Origin of the sequence: Kineococcus sp. DHX-1, assembly GCF_042473625.1 — a bacterium.
Lineage (GTDB): Bacteria > Actinomycetota > Actinomycetes > Actinomycetales > Kineococcaceae > Kineococcus.
Genome location: NZ_CP170445.1, coordinates 1,274,346 through 1,287,029, shown reverse-complemented (window position 1 = coordinate 1,287,029; position 12,684 = coordinate 1,274,346). Strand labels below are relative to the sequence as shown.

General features: G+C 74.0%; 11 protein-coding genes and 1 riboswitch. Of the genes, 2 read left to right on the top strand and 9 right to left on the bottom strand.

Translation table 11 applies throughout. The features are described from left to right. Positions 1 to 33: 33 nt before the first annotated feature. Positions 34 to 2,244, bottom strand: a complete 2,211-nt coding sequence (locus ACFEMC_RS06250) for an alpha-galactosidase (protein ID WP_380174604.1) — start codon at positions 2,242 to 2,244, stop codon at positions 34 to 36. A 202-nt stretch (positions 2,245 to 2,446) separates the two neighbouring features. Between ACFEMC_RS06250 and ACFEMC_RS06245 the strand changes: the two genes are divergently transcribed. Both ACFEMC_RS06245 and ACFEMC_RS06240 read left to right on the top strand, forming a co-directional pair. Next, on the top strand, positions 2,447 to 3,607 hold the full coding sequence (locus ACFEMC_RS06245) for an ROK family protein (RefSeq protein ID WP_380174602.1): 1,161 nt from the start codon (positions 2,447 to 2,449) through the stop codon (positions 3,605 to 3,607). 275 nt (positions 3,608 to 3,882) lie between these two features. Next, complete coding sequence (locus tag ACFEMC_RS06240; RefSeq protein WP_380174600.1) at positions 3,883 to 5,787, top strand: FAD/NAD(P)-binding protein; 1,905 nt, start codon at positions 3,883 to 3,885, stop codon at positions 5,785 to 5,787. On the opposite strand, the gene ACFEMC_RS06235 is transcribed toward ACFEMC_RS06240, so the two are convergent. The 8 genes from ACFEMC_RS06235 to ACFEMC_RS06200 form a co-directional block, all read right to left on the bottom strand. After that, on the bottom strand, positions 5,723 to 6,532 hold the full coding sequence (locus tag ACFEMC_RS06235) for a class I SAM-dependent methyltransferase (protein ID WP_380174598.1): 810 nt from the start codon (positions 6,530 to 6,532) through the stop codon (positions 5,723 to 5,725). The genes ACFEMC_RS06240 and ACFEMC_RS06235 overlap by 65 nt on opposite strands. A 7-nt stretch (positions 6,533 to 6,539) precedes the next feature. Beyond that, positions 6,540 to 7,757, bottom strand: coding sequence for a cobalamin-independent methionine synthase II family protein (locus tag ACFEMC_RS06230; protein WP_380174596.1), 1,218 nt, complete (start codon positions 7,755 to 7,757; stop codon positions 6,540 to 6,542). 25 nt (positions 7,758 to 7,782) lie between these two features. Continuing rightward, positions 7,783 to 8,988 carry an O-succinylhomoserine sulfhydrylase gene (locus ACFEMC_RS06225; protein ID WP_380174594.1) on the bottom strand — a complete coding sequence of 402 codons (1,206 nt, stop codon included), beginning with the start codon at positions 8,986 to 8,988 and terminating at the stop codon, positions 7,783 to 7,785. Next, positions 8,985 to 9,386 carry a rhodanese-like domain-containing protein gene (locus ACFEMC_RS06220; RefSeq protein WP_380174592.1) on the bottom strand — a complete coding sequence of 134 codons (402 nt, stop codon included), beginning with the start codon at positions 9,384 to 9,386 and terminating at the stop codon, positions 8,985 to 8,987. Before ACFEMC_RS06220 ends, ACFEMC_RS06225 begins: the two co-directional genes overlap by 4 nt. Before the next feature lie 5 nt (positions 9,387 to 9,391). Beyond that, a riboswitch (SAM riboswitch) is annotated at positions 9,392 to 9,491 on the bottom strand. A gap of 52 nt (positions 9,492 to 9,543) precedes the next feature. Next, positions 9,544 to 10,032, bottom strand: a complete 489-nt coding sequence (locus tag ACFEMC_RS06215; protein ID WP_380174590.1) for a GNAT family N-acetyltransferase — start codon at positions 10,030 to 10,032, stop codon at positions 9,544 to 9,546. Between the two features lie 56 nt (positions 10,033 to 10,088). Continuing rightward, positions 10,089 to 10,520, bottom strand: a complete 432-nt coding sequence (gene sufU / locus ACFEMC_RS06210) for a Fe-S cluster assembly sulfur transfer protein SufU (RefSeq protein ID WP_380174587.1) — start codon at positions 10,518 to 10,520, stop codon at positions 10,089 to 10,091. A gap of 36 nt (positions 10,521 to 10,556) precedes the next feature. Then, the gene (locus ACFEMC_RS06205; protein ID WP_380174585.1) at positions 10,557 to 11,891 is read right to left on the bottom strand and encodes a SufS family cysteine desulfurase; all 1,335 of its coding nucleotides are present in this window, start codon (positions 11,889 to 11,891) and stop codon (positions 10,557 to 10,559) included. Next, positions 11,888 to 12,676, bottom strand: a complete 789-nt coding sequence (locus tag ACFEMC_RS06200) for a DUF1684 domain-containing protein (protein ID WP_380174583.1) — start codon at positions 12,674 to 12,676, stop codon at positions 11,888 to 11,890. Before ACFEMC_RS06200 ends, ACFEMC_RS06205 begins: the two co-directional genes overlap by 4 nt. Positions 12,677 to 12,684 lie beyond the last annotated feature (8 nt).

Here is a 12,684-nt window from a genome sequence, read left to right as displayed (position 1 = left end):
CAGCGGTTTGGGACACCCGCGGGGGCGGGCGGTTCAGACACGACGCACCCGCAGCAGCAGGAGTTGCTGCGGTTGCATCGCCGGTGCGACGACCCCGGCCGCCTCGAGGACGCGGCCGGTGAGGCGCACCCCCGACGCGAGCCACGGCAGGTCCCGTCCGCCGCGCACGGCGGGGTCGTGCCCCGGCTCCTGCGCGGTGACTTCGTACTCCGCCTGGGGCAGCAGGCCGGGCAGGCGCACCCGGCCGGGGACGGAACCGTCGGGGGTTCCCGTCTGCACGACCGCGAACAACGCGTCCGAACCGTCGGGCGCCACCGTCCCGTGCACGCGGAACGAGGGGTCGACGTCGTCGGCCCGGACGAGGGTCCCGGTGTGCAGCAGACCGCGGACGTCCTTGTAGAGGGAGACCCAACGGGCCAGTTCCCTCCGCTCGTCCGCGGACAGTCTCGTGAGGTCGGTCTCGATGCCGAACGAGGCGAAGAACGCCGTGCCGGCGCGGAACGACAGGTCGCTCGAGCGGTGGGTCGTGTGCGAGGGCGAGGCCCCCACGTGCGAGCCGATGAGCTCGGGCGGGAGGAGTTGCAGCGTCCAGCGCTGGATGTCCTGCCGTTCCAACGGGTCGATGCAGTCGCTGGCCCAGACCCGGTCGGTGTGCTCGAGGACCTCGAGGTCGACGCGCAGACCACCCGAGGAGCAGGACTCGATCTCGACGCCGGGGTGGCGGCGGCGCAGTTCGTCGAACAACCGGTAGACCGCCAGCGTCTGGGCGTGCACCCCGGGGGCGCGGACCGGTCCCGACCCCGCCTCGACGAGGTCGCGGTTGTGGTCCCACTTGAGGTAGGAGATCTCGTACTCGGACAGCACCGCGTCGAGACGTTCCAGGACGTACGCGTAGGCGTCCGGGTTCCCGAGGTCGAGGACCTGCTGCTGCCGGGACTCCAGCGGCAGCCGCTCCCCGCTGCGCAGGATCCAGTCCGGGTGCGCGCGGGCCAGGTCGGAGTCGGGGTTGACCATCTCCGGTTCCACCCACAACCCGAACTGCAGGCCGAGCGCACGGACGCCGTCGACGAGGGGGTGCAGCCCCTGCGGCCAGACGCCCTCGTCGACGTACCAGTCACCCAGTCCCGCGTCGTCGGAGCGCCGGTGGCGGAACCACCCGTCGTCCAGCACGTACCGTTCCGCGCCGACCTCGGCGGCGGCCCGGGCCAGTTCCAGCAGCTTGTCGAGGTCGAGGTCGAAGTACACGGCCTCCCAGGTGTTCACCACGACCGGACGCGGTGACCCCGGGTGGTGCGGACGGGCGCGCAGGTGCTCGTGGAACCGCGCCGCGATCCCGTCCAGACCGGCGTCGGACCAGGCCCCGAACACCCACGGGGACCGGTAGCTCTCGCCGGCGTCCAGGCGCACCTCGCCGGGAAGGAGCAGTTCACCACCCGACAACGTCGTGGCCCCGCTGTTGAGGCGTTCGACGACCGAGCGGTGGTTCCCGCTGAACGCCGTGTGCTGGGCCCAGACCTCGCCGCGGCGGAACCCGAATCCCTCGGTGCCGACGGCGAGGACGAGCGGGGCGTCCGGGCCGGTGCGGCCCCGGCGGTTCTCGCGCACGTGGGACCCGAAGGTCAACGGGCGTCGCTGCGGGATCCGCTCCTTGGCCCAGCGGCCCGCGAGGTCGAAGACCTCCGTCGCCACGACGGGCACGGGCAGGCTGAGGGCGAGGTCGGACACCTCGTAGCCGTCGGCACCGGTGTTCGTGACCGTCGCACGGTGGCGCAGGAGCCCGGAGGGCAGCAGTTCGAGTTCGAGGAGCAGTCGCAGGCCCGCGGTCTCGTCGGTGCAGTCGACCTGCAGGCGCCCGCCGGCCGACTCCCCGGCGAGGTCCACCTGCACGGAGGTGGGGACGAACCGCGTCGACCAGGCGGCGCCGGCGCGGTGGCCGCTCAGGCCGGGACGGCCGCTCCAGCCCCAGGAGGTCTCCGGCAGCAGCCGTGTGGGCTGGGGCACGTCGAGGTCGTTGTTCGAGCGGGCCGGCCGGCCGGTCGTCACGAGGTCGGCGAGCTGTCGCGCGGAGACGTCACCGAGGTCGGCGCCCCAGTGCACGACGACCGGGACGGAGTCCGCGAGGACGTCGACGACCAGGCTCACGCCTGCGGCCCGCAGGTGCAGGGTCCGACCCGCCACGGCGCCGTACCCGGCGACCGGGGGGCCGTCGGTCGAGGTGAGGGGGGTGAGGTCGTGCTGGGTCACGGTGGCTCCGTCGGCACGTCGGCGTGGTGGACAGGGAGAGTTCTACGCTGAAACTCCCACGGCGTCAATCACGGGCACGTCACGGTGTCGAGGCGGGTGAAGTTCCGGAAGTGGGTTCCACGCCAACACTCCCAGGCGTACGATCTGGCTCCGACGAAGGAGGCGGACCATCGACGCTCCCGCACCCGCCGCGCCCGCGGCCGTGGCCTGGACACCCCTGACGGGCACCGCCCACAGCATCGCCCTGGAAGTGCTCCTGGACGGGCCCCTGCCGCGCAGCGAGCTGGCCCGACGGCTGGACCTGTCCGCGGGGACGCTGACCCGGCTGTCCCGGCCGCTGCTCGACTCCGGCCTCCTCCAGGAGATCGGCGAGGCCCCCGACCCGGTGACGGGCCGGCCCACCCGCCCCATGGACGTCGACGAGACCTCCCACCTCTTCGTGGGGGTGAAGCTCACGGCCACGACCGTCCACGTCGTGCTGACCTCGTTGCGCGCCAACGTCCTCGGCACCGCCGAGGCCGTCCTGCCGGATCCCTCCCCCGAGGCCGTCCGCGAGACGGTCGCCGGACTGGTGCGCGCGGTGGTGGCCGAGCACGGCCTGGCCGGACCCGGCAACGTCCGCGCCGTCGGCGTGGCCCTCGGTGGTCTCGTGGGCGAGGGCGGTCACGTCCTCAACGCGAGCTTCCTGGGGTGGGAGGACGTCCCGCTCGGCCGGGACCTGGAGGCCGAACTGGGCCTGCCGGTCGTCGTCGACAACGACCTCCTGTCCTTCACGCGTGCGGAGCAGTGGTTCGGTTCCGCGCGCCGCTGCGGCCACTTCGCCGTCGTGACCATCGGCGAGGGGCTCGGCTACGGCCTCGTCGTGCGCGACGAGGTGCTGGACCGGCCCGACGCCGGGGTGGGTCTGCTGGGCCACTTCCCGCTGCTGCCCGGCGGACCGCTGTGCCCCGACGGGCACCAGGGCTGCGCCGACGCGCTGCTCACCGTGGCGGCCGTGGAGTCGCGCGCCTCCGCCGCGCTGCGCCGGCCCGTCCGCTACGAGGAGGCGCTCGACCTCGCCTCGGCCGGGGATCCCCTGGCCCGCCGGATCGTGGACGACTCCGCCTACGGCCTCGGCGTGCTCGTCGCGGCGATCGGCAACCTGACGATGCCCGAGAAGGTCATCCTCTCGGGCGAGGGCATCCGGCTGGCCGTGGTCGGCGAGGACGCCCTGCAGCGAGGCCTGCGCGAGCACCGCAGCCGCTACGCGAGCCCCCTCGACCTCGACGTCCAGCCGACCGGGTTCACCGAGTGGGCCCGGGGCGCCGCCGTCACCGCTATCCAGACGTTCGTGCTCGGGAGCCGCCGCACCGCCGGCACCTGACCCCGCCGACTGTCCCGCTCCCGCGTGGAAGACACTCTTTCCGCCCCCAGACGCGCGTCCAGAGGGCGGAAAGAGTGTCCTCCACGGGGGATGGGGCCGCGGTAGGGAAGGTGGGGCACGCGGCGGAGGCCTAGGCTGGGGCCGTGCGCATCGCGGGGACGACGAACGGACGGCTCGTACGCCGCCGTCACGTCGACCTGTGCCGCACCCACACCGCCACGTGTCGCTGAGGAGCGTCCCCGGAGTCCCCTCCGCCCCCTCCTCAGGAGCCCCCCGTGAGCCTCACCCTGCTCGTCGTCGGCGCCGGTCCCCGCACCCTCGGAGTGCTCGACCGGCTCTCCGCGCACGCCGCGGCCTCCGGTGCGGAGGTCGACGTCCACGTCGTCGACCCCCACCCCGCGGGGGCCGGACGCATCTGGCGGGCCGACCAGCACCCCCTGCTGTGGATGAACTCGCGCGCCGCGGACGTCACCGTGCTGCCCGACGCGTCCTCCCGGCTCGACGGCCCCGTGCGGACGGGACCCACCCTGTACGCCTGGCTCGACACCCACCGCTCCGAGCTCGCCGAGGAGTTCGCCCGCACGGGCCAGGACGCGCTGCGGCGGGAGGTCCTCGCCGTCGAGGAGGGCACGTTCGTCTCCCGCGCCCTCGGGAGCCGGTACCTGAGCTGGGCGTGGAACCGCGTCGTCGCGGGCCTGCCCGCGGGGGTGCGGCTGACTCACCACCGGACCCGGGTGGTGGACCTCGACGGCGCCGGCCGCCAGCGCGTCGCCCTCGAGGACGGCACGATCCTCCACGTCGACGCGGTCGTCCTGGCCCAGGGGCACCCCGACGTCGTCCCCGGTCCGCGCGAGGTCGCGGCCCGGGAGTTCGCCGACCGCCACGGCCTGGGGTACGTCGCCCCCGGCTACACGAGCGACCTGGGGCTGACCGAGGACGAGGTCACCCTGCCCCCGGGCCGGGACGTCCTCGTCGCGGGCATGGGCCTGGCCTTCGTCGACCTGCTCGTCCTGCTGACCCAGGGGCGCGGCGGCCGGTTCGAGGAGACCCCGGACGGACCCGTCTACCACCCCAGCGGCCGGGAACCGGTGCTGCACGTGGGATCGCGTCGCGGGGTTCCCTACCGCTCGAAGATCACCTACCAGCTGACGCAGCGACCGGTCCTGCCCCGGTTCCTCACCGAGGAGGCGCTGCCGTCCGGCCCCGGACTGGACCTGCGGCGTGACGTCTGGCCGCTGGTGGCGAAGGAACTCGCCGGCGCGCACTACGCCGAACTGTTCCGGTCCCACCCGGAGCGGACCACGCTGGACGCGGCGGAGTTCGACCGCCGGTTCGCCGTCGCCCGCTGGGGGGACGCGGACCTGGACGCCCTCGTGGCCGAAGCCGTTCCCGCCGCGCAGGACCGGTTCGACCTGCACCGGCTCGACCGGCCGCTCGACGGTTTCCGCGCGCCGACGGCCACCGCCGTGCACGACCGGGTCCGGGCGCACGTGGCCGACGACGTCGCCCGGCGCGGCGACCCGGAGTTCAGCATGGACGCGTCGGTGTTCCACGCCCTGCTGTCCAGCTACGTCACCGTCGCCGGGCTCGCCCACGCGGGACGGCTGGACGACGGCTCGGTCGCCGAGGTCGACGGCTGGTGGCACGGGCTCTTCAGCTACGTGGCCTCCGGACCGCCGCCGCGTCGTCTGCGCGAACTCCTGGCGCTCGCGGATGCGGGGGTCGTCCGGTTCCTCGGCGGGGACGTGCGGTTCGCACCCGACGAGGTCGGCGGGTGCTGGACGGCGCACGCCGCGAACTCCCCCGACACCGTCAGCGCGGCCGTGCTCGTCGACGCCCGGTTGCCCGAGGCGCGGGTGACGGCGAGCGCGGACCCGTTGCTGCGCCACCTCACGGCGCGCGGGGAACTGCGCGAGCTCGCCGGCGGCAAGCTCGTCGTCGACCCCGAGCAGCGCCTCGTCCACGCGGACGGGACGGTCCACCCGCGGCGGTTCGCCGTCGGCCCGTGGGTCGCGGGCGGCGGGTGGGCCGCGGCGTTCGCCCGGCCGGGTCTCGACGCCGGGTTCTTCCGTCTCAACGACCGCGTCGCCCGTGCCGTCCTGCAGCTGGGGACGGTCAGCGTCGTCGGCCCGCGCGCAGCCAGTAGCGCGCCGTCCCGGCGAACGACGGCCGCCCGCTGAGTTCCACCTCGAGTTCCTCGAGGTCGGCGGCGACCCGGTCGTCGACGCGTTCGGCGTCCTCCAGCAGAGCGGTCACCGCCAGGACCCCGGCGCTGCCCACGACGTCGCAGCCGGCGTCCTCGAGGGCGTCCTCGACGAACTCCGGCGACAACCGCAGCGCCGTGTGCCCGGTGGCGGGGTCGGTCGCGCGTTCGGCGTCCAGCGCCACCCACGCGGCCGCGGGCCCCTGACCGAGGACGGTCGCCACGACGTCGGCCGGCGGGTTCGGAGCCAGCAGCGACACGAGCCCGCCGGGCCGCACGGACGACACGAGCGTCGCGACGTCGGCCCGGACCTGGGCGTGGGAGGCCCTGTGCTGCAGCACGTCGTGGCAGAAGACGACGTCGAAGGATCCTGACCCGCCCTCCCGGTGCCGGGTCAGCGCGGCCAGCGCGGTGAGGTCCTCGAGGTCGGCCGCCACCGTGTGCAGCCGGTCCCCGACGCCCGCGGCCGCCGCGGCCGCTCGGGCCAGCGCCAGCATCTCCGGCGAACGGTCCAGGACGGTGACGTCGTGCCCGGCGAGGGCGAAGGGCAGCGCGTCGCGACCGTCACCCCCACCGGCGTCCAGGACCCGCAACCCCTCCCCGAGGTCGTCGGTCCAGGACCGCAGGAGGCGGGCCACCACGTGGTAGCGCAGCCGCCCCCAGGGCGAGTCCTGCCACAGGGCCCACGCGGCGTCCCCGGCCGGTCCGCTGGTGGGACTCACCTCCTGCTCACCCGAACAGGCGGGACCCGGCGATGCGGGCACCCTCGCCCAGCGCCGCGAGCTTCGCCACGGCGATCTGGGGGTGGATGCGGCCGCCGAGACCGCAGTCGGTGGAGGCGACGACGTTCTCCGCGCCCACGACCGAGGCGAACCGCTCGATCCGGTCGGCGACGAGTTCGGGGTGCTCGACGACGTTCGTCGCGTGGCTGACGATCCCCGGCACGATCTTCTTCCCGGCCGGCAGTTCCACGTCTCGCCAGACCTTCCACTCGTGTTCGTGCCGCACGTTGGCGGCCTCGAAGGAGTAGGAACCGGCGTCGATCTCCAGCATGAGGTCGACGATGTGCCGGAACTCGACGTCGGTGGTGTGCGGGCCGTGCCAGCTGCCCCAGCACAGGTGGAACCGCACCTGCTCCGGCGGCAGACCCCGCAGGGCGTGGTTCAGCGCCTCGACGCGGATCCGGGTGAACGCCCGGTAGTCCTCGACGGAGGGTTCGGGGTTGATCTGGTCCCAGTTCTCCGCGATGGAGGGGTCGTCGACCTGGACGGTGAGACCGGCGTCGACGATGGCGCGGTACTCCTCGCGCATGACGTCGGCCCACGCCCAGATGTGCTCCTCCTCGCTCGCGTAGTACCGGTTGGAGATGCGGGCGCCGCTGCCCGGGGACAGCGAGGTGATGAAACCCTCCTGGAGGCCGGCCGCGGCCAGACCGGCCTTGAGGTTGGCGATGTCGGAGGCGATGGCCTCCTGCCCGGTGTACGACAGGGGCCCGGTCGTCGCGGGGAACGCGGTCGCGTTCTTGCCCGTCGAGATCCCGGACGTCGGGTCGGTGTAGGCGTCGCGGAAGATCGTCCAGTCGCGGCGGTCGGGGAAGCTGGTCAGCCGGACGTTCCCGGGCTCGGACCGCACGACGGGCTGGGTGAAGAGGTCCTCCCCCGTCACCTCCAGGCCCGCGACGCGCTGGAAGGAGTAGGACCACCAGGCGCCGTAGTCGACGGCGCTCGTCATCGCCTTGCCGTACTCGCCGTCCCCGACGATCGTCACGCCGAGGTCGTGCTGGCGGCGCACGAGGTCGACGACGGCGCTCGTGAGCAGCGCGTCGAACTCGGGCGTGCGCTCGAGGGTGAAACCGTCGGCGGCGATCGAGCGGGCGTCGTTGGCGGCGATGAGTTCGGGGGTGCGCGGCAGGCTGCCGGCGTGGGAGACGGGGACGGACCTGGTCACGGGTGGTGCTCCGTTCGGAAGGGGTTCATCTGCGCGGCGTGGCGCGGGTGAGGGCGTGGTCGAGGTCCTCGAGGAGGTCCTCGACGTCCTCGAGGCCGACGGACAGGCGAAGGACGCCGTCGGTCAGGCCGATGGCGGCTCGGCCGTCCGGGCCGAGCCGGCGGTGCGTCGTCGTCGCCGGGTGGGTGGCGAGGGACTTGGCGTCACCGAGGTTGTTGGAGATGTCGACGACCTGCAGCGCGTCGAGGACCTCGAACGCGCGCTCCTTGCCGCGACCCTCGGCAGCGTCGAGCTCGAACGTCACGACGGTTCCGCCGAGGTCCATCTGCCGGCGCGCGAGGTCGACCTGGGGGTGGCTGTCCAGCAACGGGTACCGCACCCAGCGGACCCCGCGCTGACGTTCGAGGTGCTCGGCGATCCGCAACGCGTTGGCCGCGGAGTGCCGGACCCGCAGGCTCAGGGTCTCCAGGCCCTTGGCCAGGGTCCACGCGTTGAAGGGGCTGAGCGTCGGGCCGGTGTGCCGGGTGAGTTCCCGGAACCGGCCGCCGAGGAACTCCTCTGTGCCCAGGACGGCACCGCCCATGACCCGGCCCTGGCCGTCGATGTGCTTGGTCGCGGAGTACACGACGACGTCGGCGCCGAACCGCAGCGGGCGCTGCCCCACCGGGGAGGCGAACGCGTTGTCGACGACGACGGTCGCCCCGGCCGCGTGCGCGAGGTCCGCGACGGCCTCGACGTCGACGAGGGTCTGCATGGGGTTGGCCGGGGTCTCGAAGAACACCGCCTGCGCGCCGGGGGCCAGGGCGGCTTCCCACTGCGCGAGGTCCTCTCCGTCGACGAACACGGTCTCCACGCCCCAGCGGGGCAGGATCTCGTCCAGGACGACGAAGCAGGACCCGAAGAGGCTGCGGGCCGCGACGACCCGGTCCCCGGCACCCAGCAGCGCGGCGAGCGCGTAGAACACCGCGGACATCCCGCTGGCCAGGCCGTAGCAGGCCTCCGCCCCCTCGAGCTGCCGCAGCCGTTCGGTGAAGACCGACACCGTCGGGTTGCCGTAGCGGGAGTAGACGTAGCGGTCGACGTCACCGGCGAAGGCGGCCTCCGCGGCCGCGGCGTTCTCGTAGACGTAGCCGGAGGTGAGGTACACCGCCTCGGCCGTCTCCTCGAACGCCGAGCGGGCCAGCCCACCGCGGACGGCCGCCGTGTCCGGCCGCCAGTCCCGTGCGCTCACGACTGCCGCCAGGGCAGCCCGGCGGCCCGCCAGCCGGTGGCGCCGCGGTGCCCCTCGGCGTCGAGCGGGCCCTCGAAACCCTCGAGGACGTTGTAGCTGGGCGCGATGCCCGCCGCCGTCGCCGTGTCGGCCGCCGCGACGGACCGCTGACCCGAACGGCAGAGGAAGACGACCGGGCGGTCCGTGCCGGGGGTGATCCCCGCCGCGGCCAGGTCGTCGAGGAACCGGCCGGGGTCGACGGGCAGCCACGAGACGAGGACCGGGTCGCGGTCCAGTCCGCTCGGGACCCCCACGAAGCGCCACTCGGCCTCGGTGCGCACGTCCACGAGGACGGCGTCCGGGTCGCGCTGGACCAGGTCGAAGGCCTCACGCGGGGTGAGGTCGCCGGTGTGACCCACTGTTCCTCCCATCGGTCCTGGCATGAGCACCCTCCGGGACGTGGTCCGTCCCCGGGGTTGCTGCGGCGTCGACGAGCCAGGTCTCTCGGCCGCTCTGGATGGTCCGGTCAGCGTAGGGCATCCCCGGGCCGGTGGGTCACGGCCGCCTGCGCCCCGCTCAGAGGAAGCGGTGCATGACGTGCAGACCCACGTACCCGTGCTCGGGGTGGTCGAAGGCCTGCGGGACGGTGCCGACGACCGCGAAGCCGAGGGACTGCCACAGCGCGACGGCGGCGGCGTTCGTCTCCACGACGGCGTTGAACTGCATCGCGAGGAAGCCGCGGTCCCGCGCCCACCCCAGGACGTGCCCGGCGAGGGCCCGGCCGACCCCACGGCCCTGGGCCTGGGAGGACACCATGAAGCTGGCCGTCGCGACGTGGGAACCGGCGCCGGGGCGGTTCGGCCCGCACTTCGCGGTCCCGAGGACTGTCCCCTCCTCGTCCAGGGCCACGAACGTCCCCCACGGCGGGGCGCCGACCCACTCCGACCGCGCCCGGTCGGACGTCAGCCCCCGGGGCAGGGCGTACGTCTCGCCGTCGGCGACGATCTCGTCGAAGAAGGGCCAGATGCCGGCCCAGTCGGCGTCGGTGTAGTCGCGGATCTGCACGGGGGCACGGTAACGACCGGGACCGGTACGTCCCCTCGACGTCCCGGTCCGCCTCCTCAGGCGCGCAGCACCGCGTCGGCCAGCGCGGACCAGCTCAGCAGCGCGCACTTCACGCGCGCCGGGTACCTCGCGACCCCGGCGAACGCCACGGCGTCGCCGAGGACGTCCTCGTCGCCGGGGTCCTCACCGCGGCTGGTGAGCATGTGCTGCACGGCCTCGCGCAGCTCCCCCACCTCCGCGACGGACCGTCCGACGACGAGCTCGTGCAGGACCGAGGCCGAGGCACGGCTGATCGAGCAGCCCAGCGCGTCGTAGGACACGTCGCCGACGACCGGCGAGCCGTCCCCCTCGTCGAGCCGCACCCGCAGGGTGATCTCGTCCCCGCAGGTGGGGTTCACGTGGTGGGCCTGCGCCGCGAACGGCTCCCGCAACCCCTCGCCGTGGGGCCGCTTGGAGTGCTCGATGATCAACTGCTGGTACAGGTCCACGCGCGTCAGGCTCTCACGGCCACGTCGTCCGCCCGCTCAGCCGAACAGCTCGCGGACGCGGTGCAGCCCGCGCAGGACGGCGTCGACGTCGGAGGGCTGGTTGTACGGCCCGAAGCTGACCCGCGTCGTCGCCGCGACCCCGAACCGGCGGTGCAGCGGCCACGCGCAGTGGTGCCCGACGCGGACGGCGACCCCCTCGTCGTCCAGCAGCTGACCGACGTCGTGGGCGTGCACCTGCAGGTCCGGGCCGTCCACCACGAAGGAGACCAGGCCCACCCGGTCCGCGGCGCCGAGCGGACCGAGGACGCGGACCCAGGGCAGCTCCGCCAGTTCCCCCAGGAGCTGGGCCGTCAGCGCGCGCTCGTGCGCCTCCACCCGGGCGAGGCCCGTCCCGTCCGGGCCGAGGTCCCGCAGGTAGTCCACGGCCGCGTGCAGGCCGACGGCCTGGGCCGTCATCGGGACGCCGGCCTCGAACTTCTGCGGGGCCGGCGCGAACGTCGAGCGCTCCATCCGGACCAGTTCGATCATCGACCCGCCGGTGAGGAACGGGGGCATGGCCGCGAGGAGTTCCGCACGGCCCCACAGGACACCGATCCCCGACGGGCCGAGCATCTTGTGGCCGGAGAACGCGGCGAGGTCGACGCCGAGGGAGGACAGGTCGACGGGCAGGTGCGGCACGGACTGGCAGGCGTCGAGCACGACGAGCGCACCGACGCGGCGGGCCGCGGCGACGAGGTCGGCGACCGGCGCCACGGCCCCCAGGACGTTGGACGCGTGGGCGAAGGCCACGACCTTCGTCCGCTCCGTGACGAGCGCGTCGAGCCCGGAGAGGTCGAGGACGCCGCCCTCGGTCACCGGGATCCAGCGCAGGACGGCACCCGTCCGTGCGCAGAGCTCCTGCCACGGCACGAGGTTGGCGTGGTGCTCGGCCTCGGTGACGAGGAGTTCGTCGCCTTCGGCGAGGACGAACCGCGGGTCGACGGCCTGCCCCGAAGGCGCGGAACCCCGGGCCGCGTACGCGGTCGTCGTGCTGAACGCGTGGGCGACGAGGTTCAGCGACTCGGTCGCGTTCTTCGTGAACACGACCTCGTCGGCGGGGACACCCACGAACGCGGCGATCGCGGCACGGGCGGCCTCGAAGTCGTCCGTGGCCTCCTCGGCCAGCTGGTGCGCGCCCCGGTGCACGGCCGCGTTGTGCGTCTCGTAGAACCGGCGTTCGGCGTCCAGCACGGCACGAGGTTTCTGCGACGTCGCCCCGGAGTCCAGGTACACCAGCGGTTTCCCGGACCGCGTCGTGCGCGACAGGATCGGGAAGTCCGCGCGCAGGGCGGAGAGTTCGGCCGGGGAGAAACCCTCGAGCAGCGTCGTCACCGGGGGTCCTTCTCCCCCGCCGCGACGGTCACGGTGAGGCGGTTCTCGGCCGGCGGCAGCGGGCAGGTGGCGTGGTCGGTGAACGCGCACGGCAGGTTCTGCGCGCGATTCAGGTCGAGCACCACCGGACCGGGCGTGGTGGGGACGGGCACCGACCGCGTCGTCCCCGTCGTCGTGACGCCGCTCGTGGCGTCGGTGAACAGGGCCGTCCCGCCGGAGAACACCGTGAGCTGCTGCGGACCGTCCAGCTCGAAGCGGACGACGCCCACGGCCCGGTGGTGGTGCTGCAGCCCCTCGACCACCGCACCCGTCACGACGTCCTGCACCTGCTCGTGGGGCACGAACTCGGCCGGGACGACGTACCGCGGCGAGAACTCGAACACGGGGACGCCCGTGAACGCGGCACGCGTCGGGGACTGCGGGTCGCGCACGCGCAGCGCGTGGTTCCCGCTGCGCTGCATGACCTCGACCCGGCGCTCGCCGACCCCCACGAGGGTGCCGGGCGCCCCCTCCGCGGTGTCGAGCCGGACGGTGCCCTCGACGGGGGCGCCGTCGAGCACGATCCCGTCGGCCGCCGTGGCCGTGACCTCGACCCCGCCGTCGACGGACGCCCATCGTCCCGGCAACCCCTCGACCGCGGCGGCGTCGGTGTCCAGCCAGTGCAGCCCGGTGAGGCTCAACCAGCCGTGCGGGGCGGACAGGGTCGCGGTCCGCTCCTGGCGCCAGGCGTCCCACGCGGTGCGGGCCGCGTCGAGGGTGCCCTCGTCGATCGTCGTGGTGGTCATCTGCTGCT